Below are 17782 nucleotides of genomic sequence, written 5' to 3'. Positions count from 1 at the left end.
CTACGCTGACTAAGGGCACCCGCTTTCTGAAAGATTGCTCCGCTGGGCCGGTTTCGCGCGCATACGGCGGTGCTCGCCAAGGAGCTGAATCATCATCGCGGCGGTGTTGACCAGATTCGCGAGCACGAGGGCGATCGCAGCTCCAGTAATGTTCCACTCCCACGAGAGCGGAGCAATGGAGGCGAAGAAGATCGCGCTTCCGAGGAGTTTCCCCTTAAGCGGGCCGTCCGATCGGCCAAGCGCGTAGAGCATTGGTGCAAGCGGGAAGCTGAAAACTCCGAGGAACGGGATCGCCATCAGGATTATCAGCGGCTGATAGGCGCCGAGGAAGGCTTTTCCGAACAGCAGGGACATGAGAGGCTTGCCGCCGACGAGAAGGAGCAAGATCGCAGTCAAGGCTATTCCGCTCACCAGAGCCGTGCCCCGGACCATGAGCTTCCAGGGCTTCCTGGAGGTAAGGTCCATGCGCATGACTTCCGGGTAAAAAGCCTTGCCAAGAAGATCGGCTGGTTTGGATGCGCTGTCGGCTAGCTGCGATGCGATCCGGAAGAGTGCAGCACCGGCGGGCCCCAGCAATCCGCCTACCACCAGCCTCCCAATGGGACCCCAGACGGCCTGCACGCTGGTCGTCAGGTTGACATCGATTGCGAAACGCCAGGCTCCGGGGAGGACCGTGGGACGCAGCGTCGGACGAATACCGGCAAGAAGCCCGTTCCGCTTGAGCTCGCGCCAACCCAGAACCCAGGGGTAAACCTGCCCGGCGAGCTCGGTCACGTACCAGACCGCGACGTAAACAGAGAACGGTGCAGCCGTGAAAAATGCGACGCCCGCGAGGACTGCCCGGGTAATCGGGGTGATGGTGTCTGACCAGCTCATCAGATCGAAGCGATCGAGGACGCGAAGCACGCCATCGGGAGTTGCGGAACTCATGATCGGCAGGACCGTGCAGTAGAGCATCGCAAGCCAGAGATATTCTTGGCTGATGCCCGTCCATGGACCAATGAACGGCAGCAGGACCGCGCCTCCGATGAGGCCGATGATTCCGCTCAATACGTCAAGGCCGAAAGCAAAGCCCGTCGCGACCTTGAAATGCTCCGGATCGCCATGAGCGATGCCGTGCCCGCCGTAGCGAACGATCAGCTGCCACGACTGGAACTTGGCGATGCCGTTCACAGCTTTCACGTAGCTGGTGATGAGGATCAGCACGCCGAATAGAACCACGCCGAGCCCGCGTGCAGCGAAGGCGAGCGTCGCGATGCCGCAGACCGCGGCCACGATCTTCGAGGCGCCGAGATAGCTCGTATTCTTGAGCAGCGAGCGGAAATGCTGGTCTTTGAACCAGTGCTTCATTGTCGCCGGGCTTATACGCGCGGCTGCGATCCGCAAACATGCTTCCTCTCGAAGCAGGCTCCGGGTCCTTCGCTAGAGCCCTTCGGCCAGCGGCGATCGGAATGCTGTCCGAAAGCCGGGACGGACTGCGGCGTTTTCGCTACGCGGGCTCCGGCTCACGCTGTTGGATCACCTTGTCGGCAAGGGGACCATTGAGTTCGGCCAGATGGTCGAATTCGGACTCGTAGGTTGCAAGCCCCTGGCTCTGCGACCTGAGCTCGGCCTCGAGCCCCGACAGTTCGGCTTCGGGGATCAGGGCGTCAATTCGGTCCCATCCGGTCCACCCGTCGCGCGGACCCATGCCGAGCATCTGGCCGCGTCTGCCTGCGACCGCCGAAGTCACCCGGCTCGTTGCGCTCGACGGGCAGACGACCGTGAGCTTGTGCATGGGCTCGAGGAGATGCGGGTTTGCTGCAGCGAGCGCCTCCTGCATGGCAATCCGTCCCGCCAGTCGGAACGCGAGTTCGGAACTGTCGACGCTGTGATAGCTGCCGTCGACCAGGGTGACCGAACAATCGACCACCTGGAAGCCGAGCGGTCCCTTGCGCATGGCCTCGGCAACTCCTTCCTCAACGGCCGGAATCCATTGCCTCGGCACTGAGCCGCCGTGGATTTTCTCCTCGAAGATGAACCCGGAACCACGCGGCAGTGGCTTCACTTCGATGATGACGTCGCCGAACTGGCCATGACCGCCTGACTGCTTCTTGTGGCGGCCCTTCTGGGTAACGTGCTTGCGGATCGATTCACGGTAGCCGACTGAGGGCACGTGGCTTCGTACCTCGACTCCGTATCGGCGCTTCAGCCGCGCGATCACGGTGTTGAGATGCTCGTCGTTCACTCCCCGCAGGCGGATCTCGTGGTTCGCTTCATCATGTTCGATGACGAGCGCCGAGTCTTCCTCGCTGAGGCGCTGGAGCGCGCCAGAAAGCTTGACGTCGTCCTTGCGGTCCGCAGGCTCGATCGCGATCGCGCAGTTGCGCGCCGGATATTCGATTTCAATTCCTTGCGGGAGCTTGCCGGTGCCGAGCCACTGGCCCGCCTTGACGGTATCGATCTTGGCGACGGCGACAAGGTCGCCGTCACGCGCCTCGCTGACCTTCGCGGTCTTATCCCCCTGGACCGAGAACAGGGCGCCGAGACGGGCGTGGTCGCCGTCCTCGGTCTTGAGATCGGAGCCTTCAGCGATGCGGCCACCGAGCACCCGGGAGAGTGCCAGCCGCCCGATCGAGCCGTGGATTATCTTGAACACGTAAAGCGAGGGGTCCGATACTCCGAGACGGTTGGCGGCGTTCTGGGGCGGAGGAGCCTCGTGGCGCATCGCCTTAAGCAACCTGCGAACGCCCCATGAACTGCTGGCGGAGCCGAACAGGACCGATACACCAAGGTTGTCGCCGGTCTCGCGGGCAAGGTCCTGGAGCACCTTCTCGCGGGTGGGCGATTGATCCATCAGCAATTGCTCGAGAAGTTCGTCGTCGTGATCTGCAAGCTGTTCGAGCATGTGAGTGCGCGCTTCAAGCTCGCGGTCCTGGAGCTCGGAAGGGATCCCCACGCGCTCCGAGGGCTGCCCCGCACGATATTTGAACGCATATTCGAGGGCGAGATCAACGAAGCCGCTGATCTTCTCCCCGTCCCAGATCGGAATCTGGCGCGCCATCAGCGGCGAGACGCTCATCGGCTGCAGCGCCGAGAGAAGGTCGCGGATCCGGCCATGCGCCTGGTCGATGCGATTGACGAAAATGAGGTGAGGGATGCCGAGTTCGTCGAGCGCGCGTAGCGCAGGAGCTGCCAGCGGAGCGCGCGCAGGATCGGGATCGACGACGACGATTGCAACGTCGGCGATCGCAAGTGCCTTCGCACCGTCGGCGGCAAAGCCGATCGAGCCAGGGACGTCGATGATCGCGAAATCATCGCCAAGATAGCTGAAATTGTAGAGATTGAGTTCGGTCGAACCGCCGCGCTGGCGCGCTTCAGGGCTCGAATCCCCGATGCTGGAGCCGTTGGCGGTGGACCCTAACCGGTCGGTGGCGCCGGCCGCGAACAGCATCGCTTCGGCAAGGCTGGTTTTTCCTGCGCCGGCGGGTCCCACCAGCGCAATTACTCGGGTGCCTTTGGATGGTTGTCCGGCCATGCGACTCTCCCTTCGTGCCGTTACGGGCGCGCGAGTCGCACAAGAAAGGCGCTCGGGCGCCGTCTGGTGAAACTCCCACCGTCCGCCTGTTTTTCGCGCTTTGCAAGAGGGGAACGGCTCGCCCCGTGCCGGGTTGGGCCGCCAAGGAGCCTCGCCGCATGGAAAGCATGACAACGAAGGCGGCGAGCGCCGCAAGTGCCCCGCCCGGGAAGAAGGGGCGCGAGGCTGAAACGCCAGCGCAAATCCCGGCTCCGGGATGGAAGGAGATCGCATTCCGAACCTGGAAAGAATCCTCGAAGGACAACATCTCGCTCGTTGCCGCAGGCGTGGCTTTCTACGGGTTTCTGGCACTGGTGCCGCTGCTTGGTGCGACTGTCCTCACCTATGGCCTCATCGCCAATCCGGACACAGTGCTCCACAACGTCCAGTCCCTGGCGAAGACGATGCCGCAGGACATCGCGAAGCTCGTCGGCGATCAGCTGTTGAACGTCGTCAAGACATCGGGAGGCAAAAAGGGGCTTGGTCTCATTGCTGCCCTCGCCGTTGCTCTGTGGGGTGCGCGCAACGCTGCCGGCTCCGTCATCATCGCGCTCAACATTGCCTATGAAGAGGAAGAGAAACGCGGCTGGCTGCAGGTAACCTTCCTGTCGATCGCGATCACGGCCGCGACGGTGCTCCTCGCAATGATCGGTGCCGCTGCGATCGGAACGATGTCGGCACTCAACCGATTGCTTCCCGCAACGGGCCCCGCCTTGATCTTCGCCGGCCAAGCGCTCGCCTATGCGTTTCTTGCTGCGGTAGCTGCCGCTGCAGCAGCAACGCTCTACCGCTACGGGCCGTCGCGCAAACGCGCGAAATGGACCTGGATCACTCCGGGCTCCTTGTTCTTCGCGCTCGCGTGGGTGGTGTTGACGCTGGGGTTCGGATTCTACGTCTCCCGCTTCGGCAAGTACAACGTCACCTATGGCTCCCTTGGCGGCGTCATAATCTTCGTCACGTGGCTGTATCTTTCGAGCTTCGTCCTTCTGTTTGGAGCGGAGTTCAATTCAGAGGTCGAGCATCAGACAGCGCGGGACACGACGGCGCAGCCGGGTGACAGACCGCTCGGCGAGCGCGGCGCCTGGTCAGCGGACCATGTCGCCGACGGGCCGCAGGATGAGGGCAAGGAAGCGGGGAGGGAGCCGCCGCTCTCGGACGATCCGGGGGCGCGCGAGGATGGCGAGCGTCCCGCGCCGGCCCGGCCCGAACATTCATCACCGTGGCAGGGACAGCCCTATTTCGCAGCCCGCCTCACCAGCCGCGCGGCGAGTATCGCCGGGCTTCGCAAGGTCGGCATAGCCTCGGCGGCGCTCTCCACCCTGGGGCTGTCGATGTTGCGAAAGCGCGGACGTGAAGCTGCAGGCGCAACGCTCGTCGCAGCCGCAGTTGGTCTGTCGCTGCTCAGGCGGGAGGATTAGGCTAGCAGCGAGAACATGGCTGATCGCGAACCGAACATCGATCCCCGCGGACACCAGGCGGTTTCGCCGTGGCAGATGCCGGCTGCGGCCTGGAAGGACATCGGGGCACGGACCTACAAAAGGGTTTGGGACGACAACGTCGGTCTCGTCGCCGCCGGAGTTGCGTTCTACGGCTTCTTCGCCCTGCTATCGCTCCTGGGCCTTATCGTTCTCGTCTACGGCTTTGTTGCCGACCCATTCACGGTCGTCGAGCACATGCAGGCGCTGACGGCAGTTCTTCCAAGCGATGTCGCCCTGGTCATCGGGGACCAGCTGATGACTGCGGTCCGGGCTTCACAGAAGACCAAGGGGTTCGGCATCCTGCTCGCATTTCTCATCGCGGTTTACGGCGGCACCAATGGCGCTGCCTCGGTGATCACGGCGCTCAATATCGCCTATGAGGAAAAGGAGAAGCGGTCGCTTCTGGCTTTCTACGTGCTTGCGGTTCTGATGACTCTCGCGGCGCTTCTGGTGGCCCTGTGTGCCCTGGCAGCGACCGCAACCCTTGCTTATCTCCAGCACGTCTTCCCGAAAGCATCGACCGAGCTCGTGACCGCGGGGAAGGTCGCGGGCTACTTGGTCCTAGCGCTTCTCGCCTCGGGGATTGCATCGACGCTCTATCGTTTCGGACCTTCGCGCGAGCAGGCGAAGTGGACCTGGATTACTCCTGGAAGCCTGTTCGCTGCGCTTGCCTGGCTGCTCCTGACGTGGGCGTTCGGAGTCTACGTCAGCCGTTTTACGAACTATCGCGCAAGCTACGGTTCTCTAGCTGCTGTCGTCGCCCTCCTGACCTGGATGTACTTGTCGGCTTATGCGTTCGTGTTTGGTGCGGAGCTCAACAGCGAGATCGAGCACCAGACCGCCAAGGACAGCACTACCGGGTCACCAGAGCCGCTGGGCGAGCGGGGCGCCTGGGCGGCCGACAATGTCGCAATCGACGACGCGGTGCAGGACCGGCCCGAGGAACAGCGCGAAGGTGAAAAGCTGACGCAGGCGACGCCCAAGGTCGCCGACGAAAGGGGCTAGGCCGCCGGAAGCAGCCGGCGCTCGCCCGCAAGGCGCAGAAGCGCCGCCTGAAGTTTCTCAAACGCGCGAACCTCGATCTGCCGGATGCGCTCCCGGCTTACGCCATAGACCTGACTGAGCTCCTCAAGCGTCTTCGGCTCGTCGGCAAGGCGGCGCTCCATCAGGATGTGCTTCTCGCGGTCGTTGAGGCTTTCAAGCGCGCTCATCAGCAGGTCGTGACGAACCCGGGTCTCCTCGTCCTCCGCGATCCGCTCGTCCTGCAAGGGGCCGCTGTCGACCAGGAAATCCTGCCACTGGTTCTCGCCCTCGCTGTCCTTGAGAGGGGCGTTAAGGCTGGTGTCTCCGCCCATCGCCATGCGACGGTTCATCGACACGACTTCGTCCTCGCTCACTCCAAGATCGGTGGCGATCTTCGCGACGTCCTGGGGCTTGAGGTCACCTTCCTCGAAAGCGTCGATCTGGTTCTTCATCCGGCGAAGGTTGAAGAACAGCTTCTTCTGCGCCGCCGTGGTGCCCATTTTGACGAGGCTCCAGGAGCGCAGGATGAATTCCTGGATGGAGGCGCGGATCCACCACATCGCATAGGTCGCGAGGCGGAAACCGCGGTCGGGTTCGAACTTCTTCACGCCCTGCATCAGGCCGATATTGCCTTCGCTGATGAGCTCGCTGACCGGGAGACCATAGCCGCGATAGCCCATGGCGATCTTGGCAACGAGCCGAAGGTGCGAATTGACCAGCTTTGCCGCTGCCTCGGTGTCCCCGTGCTCGCGCCACCGCTTGGCAAGCATATATTCTTCCTCGGGGCTGAGGATCGGAAATTTCTTGATCTCCGAGAGATAGCGGTTGAGTCCGGCCTCCCCGCCGGACGCCGGGATTGAGACGATCCCTTTTGCTTCAGCCATTTTCTTCGTCTTCTCCCTTTTGCAGGGCGAGATCCTCAGGATGGGACCTGCGCCCTAACGAGTTAATTCCTATACACCAAGCGCCTTGAACAGTTCCTGCATGTCCGGCGGCATGGGACTTGAGAACGACATCCTGTGCTTTGTGACAGGATGGACGAACCCAAGTTCAGCCGCGTGCAGCGCCTGCCGGTGAAACTGCAATTCCTTCAAGATCTTGCCATGTGCCTTTCCCGACCGGCCGTACACCGGGTCGCCGAGCAGCGGATGACCGATCGAGGCCATGTGAACGCGGACCTGGTGAGTGCGGCCGGTTTCCAGCCGACATTCGACGAGGGCCGCCTCGCCAAGAAGCTTGAGCCGCTTCCAGTGTGTCACGGCCCGCCTGCCGCGATTGGCGATGGCAATCTTCTTGCGATTGACCGGTGAGCGCGCCAGCGGCGCATCGATGGTGCCGGCAGCGGTCTTCGGCACGCCGCCCACGAGCGCCAAATAGCGCCGGTCTATCGAGTGAGCGGCAAATTGCTTGGCAAGTCCTTCGTGGGCGACGTCGGTCTTGGCGACGACCAGCAGGCCCGACGTATCCTTGTCGATCCGGTGGACGATGCCTGGTCGTGCAACGCCGCCGATGCCCGAAAGAGATCCTCGGCAATGATGGAGGAGGGCATTGACGAGCGTCCCGTCGAGATTTCCCGCGGCCGGATGAACGACGAGGCCGGCGGGTTTGTCCACGACGAGGAGATGCTCGTCCTCGAACAGTATGTTCAGCGGTATGTCCTGCGCCTCGTTGTGTGCCGGCTGAGGCTCGGGGACAGCGACCCGGAGGGATTCCTCGCCGCGGACCTTGGCGGCAGGGTCCCGGACCGCCCCCCCATCCGTTTCCACAGCACCGCTCCGGATCAGGGCCTTGAGGCGTTCACGCGACAAGGTGGGCAGGGCTGCCGCAAGCGCACGGTCGAGCCGCCAGCCGGCATGGGCAGGCTCCAGGCTCACGCGGATCGTCTGAATTCCCCCCATCCTTGTCGATAATATGGGAATCGTGCACCGGCGCTTCAACGTTGTAGCGCTTGCGCGACATGAAACTCTGCCGCATCAATTGCTTGCGATGAAGCCAGTTGATCTTGCGAGCCTGCTCTGCTCCCGCCTTTGCCACGATCTCATGTCGCCAATCGGAGCGCTCAACAATGGCATCGAGCTGCTGGCCGACGAGACCGACCCCGAAATGCGCGAGAAGTGCCTGGAGCTGCTCGCGGACAGCGCCCGGGCGTCGGCAAACAAGCTCAAGTTCTTCCGGCTCGCCTTCGGAGCTGCCGGCGGGTTCGGCGAAGAGATCGATACGCACGAAGCGGAGGTCGCACTCGAAGGACTGTTCGGCCCGGAACGCCGTATCGAACTCGGCTGGAGCGTTGGCGAGGCAAAGCTGCCCAAGGATGCAGTAAAGCTGCTGCTCAATCTTGCGATGCTTGCAGGCGATGCGCTTGTACGCGGCGGAAGGCTCGATGTCGGGGCCGAACGCTGTGATGGGGAGGTAGAGGTCGCAGTCCGCGCGGAAGGGCCCCGGATTCTCCTCGATCCTGCGCTCCGCCAGACGCTCTCGGATGGCGGCGACGGCTCGATCGAGCCTCGTGCGGCGGCTGCATGGCTGGCGCACAATATGGTCGCGAGCGGTGGCGGCACGATCCAGCTGTCCGATCCAGGAGACGCGGCCCTTCTCATAGGAGCGCGTATCCGGGCCGCCTGACGTTCCCGGCACTTTTTCGAGCGCCCGCCCCCCGCGCGGCTGCCGAATACACGGATAACGGGGCATTAACTCCTCCCCGGCATAAGCATCCCGAACCCCATGGGATTGCACGCGCGTGGATGATCTGATTGCTGATTTCGTAGCCGAATGCCGCGAAATGCTCGAAGCGCTGGGCGGCGAGATCGTTGCCTGGGAAGCGCAGCCTGACGACCGTGCGCGGCTCGATAGCATCTTCCGCTTCGTCCACACGGTGAAGGGCAATTGCGGGTTTTTCGATTTTCCCCGTCTCGAGGCGCTCAGCCACGCGGCCGAGGACGCGCTCGCCGACGTGAGGGGCGGGCGCCGGCAGGCCGATGCCTTCCTTGTCAGTGCGGTTCTCGCGATCATCGACCGCATCGGCGAAATGGTGGCTGCAATCGAGGCCGGCGAGGAGATGCCTGCGGGCGATGACAGCGCTCTCATTCATGCGCTTGCGCCTGGCGCAGAAGCTTCTGCAACGCCCGTCGCCGCGGCAGTCGCCGAAGGTGGCGTCCGCTCGTCGGCGGCGCCGAGGACGATCCGGTTGTCGGTCGAGCTTCTCGACCGGGTGATGAGCACGGTCTCCGACATGGTGCTGGCGAGGAACGAGCTTGCGCGGCGCCTTCGTGAATCGGAAGCCGACGTTGCGGTCGACGGAGCCTTCGAGCGATTGTCCTCGATCATTGCCGAAATGCGCGACGCGATCACCCGCACGCGCATGCAGCGGATCGAGAACCTGTTCGTCGGCCTGCCGCGGATGGTCCGCGATCTTTCGGCAGAGCTTGGAAAACAGGTGCTGGTCGATATTGAAGGGGGCGACGTCGAGCTCGATCGCGAGATGATCGAGATGATCCGGGACCCCTTGACACATATCATCCGGAACGCCGTCGATCACGGCATCGAAAAACCGGCGGAGCGCCTCAAGGCCGGAAAGCGCGAAATCGGAGTGCTTTCGGTTTCGGCGCGCCAGTCGGGTAACCAGATCCTCATCGACATCCATGACGATGGTCGCGGCATCGACGGCAAGAAGCTGCTCGAGAAGGCGATTGCATCGGGAATCGTCGACAAGCTCGGTGCGAGCCAGCTTTCAGTGCGCGAGCAGCTCGCGTTGATCTTCGAAGCGGGGCTGTCGACTGCAAAGCAGGTCACCGCAATCTCCGGTCGCGGCGTCGGAATGGACGTGGTCCGCTCGAACGTCGAACGGATCGGCGGCATCGTCGAGGTCGACAGCAGGGTCGGCGAGGGCACCCGAATGACCCTTCGGGTTCCACTGACCCTCACCATCATTCCAGCGCTCACGGTCTCGATCGCCGGCCAGCACTTTGCCATTCCGCGCTCGGCCATCGAGGAGATCGTTCGCGCCAATGGCGAGAGCGTCACTCTCGAGCACGTCGGCGGAGCGGGCATCGCGACCATCAGAGGCCGCCGCGTTCCGGAGGTTTCGCTTGCCGCCGTCCTCGGTCTCGAGAGCGGAATCGACGAACAGGACCGTACGCTGATCGTGCTCCACCCAGCGGGGGGCGACGTTTATGCGCTCTCGGTGGACCGGATCCATGATCACGAGGAACTTGTCGTCAAACCCGCCGCACCAGTGGTCATGGCGACGGGCCTCTATGCCGGGACGACGCTGGCCGACGACGGAAGCCCGATCCTGCTCTTCGATCCCGCCGGCATCGCCGAGGTGGCCGGTGTGAAGCTCGAGGCGCTGGAACGCGGCGCGCGGATTGCCGATGGTCCTGCTAGCGCAGTCTCGAAAGCGATCCCCGTCCTTCTTTTCCGCGGCGTGGACGGCGGCCGCCGAGCGCTCCGCCTCGCGATCGTCGATCGTATCGAGGAGGTGGCGGCCTCCAACGTCAAACAGGCGGCAGGACAGCTGCGCGTCAAGGTTGGTGAAGCAATCCTGCCCCTTGCAGGCATGACCTCCAGCGAGGTCGGGGACGGCAAGATCCGTCTCTTCCGCCTCAATGACGGCGCCCACGAGATCGGCTACGCATTCAGCGAGGTCGTCGACTTTGCGACGATCGAACATGACATCATCCACGCCGAAAGGGCCGGCGAGATCGGCGGCGTCACGTTGATCAACGGCGAACCCGCCGAGCTCGTCGACGCGCACTGGCTGTTCGCAAACCATGTCGGAGCGGCGGCCAGGGCGACGGATCTCCCGGTTTGCCGCATACCCAACGATGATCCCTGGATGCAGAACATGCTGCGCCCGATCGTCGAGGCAGCAGGCTACCGCGTCATCGGGGATGAAGATGCCGAAAAGGCCGACCTCGTTATCGCGGCTGATGGCGAACAGGTCCGCAAGGACGCCAGGGCCATCATCCTTCGAAACGAGCCGGAACCGAGCAGCAGGAAGGACGAGAGCATCTACCGTTATGACCGCGCTGGCCTTCTCATGGCGCTCAAGTCCGCAGCCGGGGGGAAAGCCAAGTGAACGAGCTTCTGCTGGTCGTGACGATCGCCGGTGAGCGGGTCGCCCTGCCGTCGGCGGCGGTCGAGTCCGTCGTCGAGCTGGATACCCTCATCCCGGTACCCCGGGCTGCTCCGCACGTCGCCGGACTTTCCGCGCTTCGAAGCAGGGTGCTGACGGTCATCGACTGCATGCGCTCGCTCGAGCTTGGCGCGACCGATTGCAGTGACGGAATTCGCGAAGCTGCAGTCGTCGAACTCGGCGGTCATCATTACGCGCTCATCGTCGATCTCGTCGAAGACGTCGTTGAGGCGCTTTCCGAGCCGCTGCCGGTGCGCGCGGCGATGGGAGCGGGATGGGAGCGCGTCTCATGTGGAATGGTCGAGACCGAGACCGGGCCGCTGCTGCTGGCCGACGTTTCGGCACTGATTGCCGGTGCCGAGGCCAAGGCCGCGGCTTAAGCTCTTCGTTACCCTTAGCGTTTATTTGCCTCACGGTTGGAAGCGGGAAAGCCGAAGAATGAAAAGCTGTTTGATCGTCGATGACTCGAAGGTGATCCGAAAGGTCGCGCGGCACATTCTCGAGACCCTCGAGTTCGAGGTCGAGGAAGCCGGTGACGGCCAGGAAGCGCTGTCCCGCTGTGAGGCTAAGATGCCTGACGTCGTGCTGCTCGACTGGAACATGCCGGTGATGAGCGGGATGGAGTTCCTGAAACTCCTGCGCCAGCGCGGTCATGAGGACCAGCCCAAGGTCGTGTTCTGCACGACCGAGAATGACATGGCGCACATTCGCGCTGCACTGGAAGCCGGTGCAGACGAATATGTGATGAAGCCTTTCGACCGCGAGACGCTCCACATCAAGCTCCAGCTCGTCGGCGTCGCCTGAGCGGCCGGGTCATGGAGCGGGCGCTCGCCAGATCGCGGGACCGCTTTTTGGACCCGCGCAGTACAGGTCGCAGAATCCGACTCATGATCGTCGATGACTCGACGGTCGCACGCGCCGTGCTGTCGCGCATGGTGGAAAGCGATCCTGCATTCGAGATCACCGCGGTCGCCGGAACTGCCGAAGATGCCATCGAGGCGCTCGGGGAGTGCCGCGTGGACATCGTCATCCTGGATCTCGAGATGCCTGGAGCGGGCGGTCTCAAGTCCATTCCCCGGATCATTGCAGCTGCTGCTGGCGCAAAGATCATGATTGTCTCGTCCCTCGCCGAAGACGGCGCCGAGCAGACCGTTGCAGCGCTTGCTCTTGGCGCAGCGGACACCATGCCAAAACCAGGGACCGGACGCTTCAACGGCAGGTTTTCCGAGATATTGCTCGGCAAGCTCAAGGCCCTGGGTTACGTCGGTGACCGGCTGGCCATGCCGGTCGCGGAAGGCTCCGTTTCGCGCACGCTTCTTCGGGCAATGCCTTCGGACGCGATCGAGTGCCTTGCAATCGGTGCATCAACCGGGGGCATTCACGCGCTTGGCGTTCTCTTCAAGGCGCTTCCTACAAGGATCGGAGTGCCGATCCTTGTGACACAGCACCTGCCCATTCCTTTCATGAGCGTCTTCGCGCGCCAGCTCGGCTGCGTTGCGCGGCGCGAGGCGCTTGTCGCGCAGGACGGCATGGAGCTCGTTCCCGACCTCATCCTGGTTGCGCCGGGCGATGCGCACCTCACGGTCGAACCTTCGCGTTCGGGGCATGTCGTGCGCCTTACCCATGGCCGCAGTAGCAGCGGCTGCATGCCCTCGGTTGATCCGATGTTTGCATCCGTTGGAGCGATGTTTGGGAGCGGTGCGCTGGGAGTGGTCCTCACCGGCATGGGTCGCGACGGTGCCGAAGGCGCTTCGCGACTGGTTGCCTGCGGTGGATCCATTTTTGCGCAGGACGAAGGCAGCTGCGCGGTATGGGGGATGCCGCGCGCCGTACTTGAGGCGGGACTGGCCTGCGCCGTGCTTCCGCCTGAGAAAATCGCCCGGCGTATCGCCGGTCGGACCGAGGAGCAGTAGGCGTGCAAATAAGCGACAGTTCGAGCCGTATTCTCGCAGGCCTCCTTGAAGCACGCACCGGCCAGCAGCTCACCATGAGCCGCCGGTGGCGCATCGAAACGGCACTTTCCGCATTGCTTCGCGAGCGCGGCATCGCGACCCTTGATGAGCTCATCACCATCCTCGTCATGGGCAAGGAGCCGAGCTTGTCACAAAAGGTCGTCGAAGCGCTGCTTAACAACGAGACTTACTTCTTTCGCGATCGCGCGCCCTTTGACGTGCTGCAGCGGCATGCGCTCCCCGAGCTCGCCCAGCGACGGGCCCAAAACAAGCACCTCAAGATCTGGTCCGCCGGCTGCTCGAGCGGCCAGGAAGTCTATTCGCTCTCGATGCTTTTTGCCGAGGAGCCCGACAAGTGGCGCGGCTGGACCATCGATATCCTCGGGACCGACGTTTCCACCTCGTGCGTGGACCGCTCCCGCTCCGGCGCGTACAGCCAGTTTGAGGTGCAGCGGGGTCTTGGAATCAACCAGATGATCCGGTGGTTCGAGGAAACACCGGAAGGTTGGCGAGCCGTCGAAGGCCTTCGCAAACCAGTCCGCTTCCAGGTGCACAATCTTCTAGAGCCGGCACCTCATCCAGGCGATTTCGACATCATATTGTGCCGGAACGTCCTCCTCTACCTCAGCCCGGAGAAGAAGACGCTCGCGTTCGAGAGGATTGCAGGCGCGATGGCGGCTGACGGCTGGCTGATGCTCGGGGCAGGCGAGACGGTGATCGGACAATCGGGCAAGCTTGGCGCCGATATCAACGCCCGGGGCCTCTATCGGCTCGTTGGCGACAAGAGCCGTGTCGAGAAACGCGGTGGTCCGGACCGGAGAATATCAGCCGGGGGTTGACCCCGCGGCCGTAGCTGTGCGCCATTGGCGCATGGATCTGGACTTCGTCGAGCGGCTGTCGCCCAATTTTGACGAGCGGCAGCTGCCTGTCTCGATGATCGTGCTTCACTATACCGGGATGCCCGATGCCCAGGGGGCCCTTGATCGCCTGACATCTCCGGAGGCGGGCGTCTCCTGCCATTACCTGATCGACGAGGATGGAACCGCCTATCGTCTCGTCGACGAGCAGAAACGCGCCTGGCACGCCGGTAAATCCCGGTGGCGGGGAATAACGGACGTCAATTCTGCAAGCGTCGGGATCGAGATCGTCAATCCCGGCCACGAATTCGGCTACCGTCCGTTTCCTGACGAACAGATCGCCTCGCTCATCCCGCTCGTCGCGGATATCAAGGAGCGGCATGGCATCGGCCGTGGCAATGTGGTCGGCCATTCGGATGTTGCACCGGCGCGGAAGGAAGACCCTGGCGAGCTATTTCCCTGGCAGGCGCTTGCAAAGCGCCGCCTTGCACTCCCGAGCCCGACGCGGGACCTCATCGATCCTTACTGGACCGATGCGGGCTTCCTGCTGGCCCTCGAGCGTTTCGGTTATGACGTCACCGAGCCCCAAAAGGCGGTCATTGCCTTCCAGCGCCGCTTCCGTCCCGACATGATCGACGGGATCATCGACGGCGAGTGCCGCGCAAAACTGCTCGCCTTGTTGCTGCCGAGGCCGCAGTAGCCCATATTGGCAAAGCCAGAGGGCCGGGCGGCCGCGGGTTTCGAATGAAACGCGAGGAAAGTCCGGGCTCCATGGAACCACGGTGCCGGGTAACGCCCGGCGAGCTGTCATAGCCTTGGCGAAGGCGGCTCAGGGAAAGTGCCACAGAAAGGACACCGCCCGTCTTCGGACAGGTAAGGTCGAAAGGGTGCGGCAAGAGCGCACCGCGGCCCTGGCAACAGGACCGGCACGGTAAACCCCACCGGGTGCAAGACCGAATAGGGGCGGCATATGGGCCTGGTTCCGGCTCGCTGCCCGGGTTGGTTGCTGGAGGGGCGGGGCAACCCGTCCCCTAGAGGAATGGCCGCACATCCTCTCCCGTCTGCAGACGGGGGTGGAGGACAGAACCCGGCTTACAGGCCCTCTGGCATTTTTCACTGGAGTCGGCGGCTCGCAATCGGGCCGACGACACCCTAAACCGCAGGAAGCTATGCCTCGGCAGAAAAGATCGGACGATTGGGGATTCCCCCGCTGGCGCTCGTACGGCGACAAGGGCCGGACTGCGGCAAGGCTGCGCCTGTGTGACCGTGAGGGCTGCACGGAGATCGGCGACCGGCCGGCTCCCAAGGCGCCCAACAGCCCCGAGCGCTGGTATTTCTGCGAGGCCCATGCTGCCGAATACAACAAGAACTGGAACTATTTTGCCGGGCTCAGTCCCGAGGAAGCTGCCCGCCGGGCTGCCGAGGAAGAGCAAGGCTCCAAGGGCTTCCGCAAGTCCGCCCAATGGAAATGGGCGGGTCCGGGCGACGGCAGCCGGTCACGCGACGAGATGCGCGCGCTAGATGCACTCGAGCTCGACAGCGACGCCGAGTTCACCGCGATCAAGGCCGCGCACCGGCGGCTCGTCAAGGAGACACATCCGGACGCGAACCCCGGTGACGAGGAAGCTGCAAAGCGCTTCAAGCAGGTCCAGGCCGCCTATGACGTGCTGCGCAAGGCTGAAGAGCGCAAGAACGGAAAAGAGGCTTAAGCCGCAGCCGCGTAGCGCTCGGCGGTCTGTTTCACGAGCGCGATCATGTTGGGTACGCCCTGCGTCCGGTTTGCAGTGAGATGCCTCGACAGCTCGAAAGGCGCGAGGCATTCGGCGATGTCGAGTTTGGAGACCTCGGCGGCCGGCATGTCCTGGACCGCGCTGAGGACGAGTGCGACAACGCCTTTGGTGATTGCCGAATTGCTGTCGGCAAGAAAGTGCAGCCGTCCCTTGGCGCTGGTGGGATAGACCCAGACCGACGCCGAGCAACCGCGCACCTTGGTCGCGTCGGTCTTCAGCGCATCGACCATGGGTTCGAGCTGCCGGCCTAGGTCAATCAATAGCCGGTAGCGATCCTCCGCATCGACGAGCTGATATTCTTCCAGGATCTCCGAGAGAGGGGGAAGGCCGGTCATTCCATCCGCCTAGCACCGCTATCGATCGCGAAGCGACTCGATTTCCTTGGCGAGGCTATTCTCTTTTTCGACGGTGATGCGCTCGAGGACCTTGATACGCTCCTTGAGCTCCTGAACCTCCTGGCGGAGGCGCTGGGTTTCCTGCGAATCGATGGGGTCGCCCCGCATTTCCCGCATTGAACGAACGGGAATGCCGAGCCTGTGTCTTACGATCGAGAAAACGAAGACCATGAACAGGAGGGCAAGGACAAACTCGGGACCATTCATTGGGTCTTTTCTCCCGAAGTAACGCGCGGCGCATCGCGCAGCGCCTCGATCTGCGCCGCCGTCTGGGCGCCGCCGTCCGTGACGATCTGCTCGACCACCCGAAGCCGCTGCTCGAAACGCTCCATGTGCTGGGCATATTGAGCGCTTTTCTCCGCGGCGAGATGGGTCTGCGCGTCGATCTGCTTTTCCTTGATCCGCAGCCACATCTTGAACGGCGCGAAGCCGATCGCCGCCAGGGGAATGAGAACCCAGATCCAGCTCGCGATATTGTTCATGTTGGTAGTGCCCCTTTATCCGCTGTGTGCGGGAATGTCGTTACGGCCGAGCTTTGGATCAAGCCGACGGGTCGCTTGCCGCAATGCGCTTGCGAGCGGTCCGTCGCGGTGCCTCGCGCAATGCCTCGATCTGCGCAGCGGTCTGGGCCCCACCGTCGGTCACGATCTGTTCGAGGACGCGAACGCGTTCCTCGAGCTCGTGCGATCTCGACGCATATTGCGCGGCCTTTTCGGCCGCGTTGAGCGCTTCGACCTCGAGCTTCTTCTCGCGGAATTTGAAGAAGCGATTGGCGATCAGCATGATCATGACCGTTGGCAGGCCAATGATGATCGTCGCAAGCATGACGGCTGTCGGACCTTGCATTATCCTCTTCCCCTCTTCAGCGCAGCTGTTCGATCTCTCGTGCAAGAGAGCGGTTCTCGGTGGTCACGTAACTCTCAATGTCGGCAAGCCGGCGATCGATATCCTTAAGGCGCGAGCGAATGTCGCGCGCGGCGCGCGTCGGGGACGCCCTGACGCCCTGCCAGAATTGCTGTTCTTCACGGTCCACCCGCTCGAGCGCCACGGGCTTGTTGGGGCTCACCCACCCCATGATGAAATAAAAGGGCAGGATGCTGCCGCCGCTCATGAACAGGGCGGCAAGCATCGCAACGCGGATCAGGCTGACGTCAAAGCCCGTATAGTCGGCGATGCCGGCGCAGACCCCCATGATCTTGCCGTTGCGCTTGTCGCGATAGAAGCGCGTGCGGCTGGCCGGCTGCTCTGCATAATAGGTTGGCTGTTCGGTTATCGGCTGCGGCTGGTTGGTGCGAGGCTCGACGGGATAGCGGTCGTAGGCCATTTCATTCACCGTCTACGAGCAGGCGCCGCTCTTCGTGGGCCGGCATGCATTGCTGGCGCCAGTTCGGATTTTCGGCTGTCATGATGCGCTCGATCGTGCACAGGCGGTCGTCGAGACGACGCGCCGCCTCGTGCAGCTCATCGAGGAGCTTCTCGTCCCCCGAGGTGAGGGTCGCAGCAGTCTTCCATTTCGTAATGTAGTGAAACACCAGCCAGGGCAGGCCGATAAAAAGCATCCCGACGATGAGCACGGGAATCAGCACGTCATCCATCT

Annotated in this window: 20 protein-coding genes and 1 other RNA gene; 11 read left to right on the top strand and 10 right to left on the bottom strand. The window is 63.1% G+C overall.

From position 1 onward, the window contains the following. Positions 1–9 precede the first annotated feature (9 nt). Both V8192_RS08655 and V8192_RS08650 read right to left on the bottom strand, forming a co-directional pair. Positions 10–1350 carry a lipopolysaccharide biosynthesis protein gene (locus V8192_RS08655; RefSeq protein ID WP_341632674.1) on the bottom strand — a complete coding sequence of 447 codons (1341 nt, stop codon included), beginning with the start codon at positions 1348–1350 and terminating at the stop codon, positions 10–12. 139 nt (positions 1351–1489) lie between these two features. Next, the gene (locus V8192_RS08650; protein WP_341632673.1) at positions 1490–3517 is read right to left on the bottom strand and encodes an elongation factor G; all 2028 of its coding nucleotides are present in this window, start codon (positions 3515–3517) and stop codon (positions 1490–1492) included. A gap of 158 nt (positions 3518–3675) precedes the next feature. On the opposite strand from V8192_RS08650, the gene V8192_RS08645 reads away from it, so the two are divergent. Both V8192_RS08645 and V8192_RS08640 read left to right on the top strand, forming a co-directional pair. After that, positions 3676–4974, top strand: a complete 1299-nt coding sequence (locus tag V8192_RS08645) for a YihY/virulence factor BrkB family protein (RefSeq protein WP_341632672.1) — start codon at positions 3676–3678, stop codon at positions 4972–4974. A 15-nt stretch (positions 4975–4989) separates the two neighbouring features. After that, positions 4990–6039 (top strand): YihY/virulence factor BrkB family protein, encoded by a 1050-nt coding sequence (locus tag V8192_RS08640; protein ID WP_341632671.1) that lies wholly within the window; start codon positions 4990–4992, stop codon positions 6037–6039. On the opposite strand, the gene rpoH is transcribed toward V8192_RS08640, so the two are convergent. Further along, on the bottom strand, positions 6036–6941 hold the full coding sequence (gene rpoH, locus V8192_RS08635) for an RNA polymerase sigma factor RpoH (RefSeq protein WP_341632670.1): 906 nt from the start codon (positions 6939–6941) through the stop codon (positions 6036–6038). The two genes, V8192_RS08640 and rpoH, sit on opposite strands and share 4 nt — an antisense overlap. Before the next feature lie 69 nt (positions 6942–7010). Beyond that, the gene (locus V8192_RS08630) at positions 7011–7955 is read right to left on the bottom strand and encodes an RluA family pseudouridine synthase (RefSeq protein ID WP_373276335.1); all 945 of its coding nucleotides are present in this window, start codon (positions 7953–7955) and stop codon (positions 7011–7013) included. A gap of 142 nt (positions 7956–8097) precedes the next feature. Between V8192_RS08630 and V8192_RS08625 the strand changes: the two genes are divergently transcribed. From V8192_RS08625 to V8192_RS08585, 9 genes are all read left to right on the top strand, one after another. After that, the gene (locus V8192_RS08625) at positions 8098–8679 is read left to right on the top strand and encodes a histidine phosphotransferase family protein (protein WP_341632668.1); all 582 of its coding nucleotides are present in this window, start codon (positions 8098–8100) and stop codon (positions 8677–8679) included. Positions 8680–8794: 115 nt separating this feature from the next. Beyond that, entirely contained in the window at positions 8795–11134 is a 2340-nt protein-coding gene (locus V8192_RS08620) for a chemotaxis protein CheA (protein ID WP_341632667.1), read from the top strand. Further along, positions 11131–11571, top strand: a complete 441-nt coding sequence (locus tag V8192_RS08615; RefSeq protein ID WP_341632666.1) for a chemotaxis protein CheW — start codon at positions 11131–11133, stop codon at positions 11569–11571. Before V8192_RS08620 ends, V8192_RS08615 begins: the two co-directional genes overlap by 4 nt. Before the next feature lie 58 nt (positions 11572–11629). Beyond that, positions 11630–11995 (top strand): response regulator, encoded by a 366-nt coding sequence (locus V8192_RS08610; RefSeq protein WP_341632665.1) that lies wholly within the window; start codon positions 11630–11632, stop codon positions 11993–11995. 83 nt (positions 11996–12078) lie between these two features. Then, complete coding sequence (gene cheB, locus V8192_RS08605; protein WP_341632664.1) at positions 12079–13104, top strand: chemotaxis-specific protein-glutamate methyltransferase CheB; 1026 nt, start codon at positions 12079–12081, stop codon at positions 13102–13104. Between the two features lie 2 nt (positions 13105–13106). After that, positions 13107–13982, top strand: coding sequence for a CheR family methyltransferase (locus V8192_RS08600; RefSeq protein WP_341632663.1), 876 nt, complete (start codon positions 13107–13109; stop codon positions 13980–13982). A gap of 31 nt (positions 13983–14013) precedes the next feature. Continuing rightward, positions 14014–14700 (top strand): N-acetylmuramoyl-L-alanine amidase, encoded by a 687-nt coding sequence (locus V8192_RS08595; protein WP_341632662.1) that lies wholly within the window; start codon positions 14014–14016, stop codon positions 14698–14700. 15 nt (positions 14701–14715) lie between these two features. After that, an RNA gene (rnpB, locus tag V8192_RS08590) (RNase P RNA component class A) lies at positions 14716–15111 on the top strand. Positions 15112–15169: 58 nt separating this feature from the next. After that, positions 15170–15709, top strand: coding sequence for a J domain-containing protein (locus tag V8192_RS08585; protein WP_341632661.1), 540 nt, complete (start codon positions 15170–15172; stop codon positions 15707–15709). Here V8192_RS08585 and V8192_RS08580 read toward each other — a convergent pair. From V8192_RS08580 to pspB, 6 genes are all read right to left on the bottom strand, one after another. Continuing rightward, positions 15706–16125 carry a SufE family protein gene (locus V8192_RS08580; protein ID WP_341632660.1) on the bottom strand — a complete coding sequence of 140 codons (420 nt, stop codon included), beginning with the start codon at positions 16123–16125 and terminating at the stop codon, positions 15706–15708. The genes V8192_RS08585 and V8192_RS08580 overlap by 4 nt on opposite strands. An 18-nt stretch (positions 16126–16143) precedes the next feature. Continuing rightward, complete coding sequence (locus V8192_RS08575) at positions 16144–16392, bottom strand: hypothetical protein (protein ID WP_341632659.1); 249 nt, start codon at positions 16390–16392, stop codon at positions 16144–16146. Further along, the gene (locus V8192_RS08570; RefSeq protein ID WP_341632658.1) at positions 16389–16667 is read right to left on the bottom strand and encodes a hypothetical protein; all 279 of its coding nucleotides are present in this window, start codon (positions 16665–16667) and stop codon (positions 16389–16391) included. The genes V8192_RS08575 and V8192_RS08570 overlap by 4 nt, the downstream gene beginning before the upstream one ends. Before the next feature lie 58 nt (positions 16668–16725). Continuing rightward, the gene (locus V8192_RS08565) at positions 16726–17031 is read right to left on the bottom strand and encodes a hypothetical protein (protein WP_341632657.1); all 306 of its coding nucleotides are present in this window, start codon (positions 17029–17031) and stop codon (positions 16726–16728) included. A gap of 16 nt (positions 17032–17047) precedes the next feature. Continuing rightward, entirely contained in the window at positions 17048–17377 is a 330-nt protein-coding gene (locus V8192_RS08560) for a PspC domain-containing protein (protein ID WP_373276351.1), read from the bottom strand. Positions 17378–17510: 133 nt separating this feature from the next. After that, positions 17511–17780, bottom strand: coding sequence for an envelope stress response membrane protein PspB (pspB, locus tag V8192_RS08555; protein ID WP_341632655.1), 270 nt, complete (start codon positions 17778–17780; stop codon positions 17511–17513). Positions 17781–17782: the final 2 nt, after the last annotated feature.

The organism is Sphingomonas agri (assembly GCF_038148795.1).
GTDB lineage: Bacteria > Pseudomonadota > Alphaproteobacteria > Sphingomonadales > Sphingomonadaceae > Sphingomicrobium > Sphingomicrobium agri.
The sequence above is the reverse complement of the archived record's forward strand: the minus strand, read 5'-3'. Positions and strand labels throughout refer to the sequence as shown.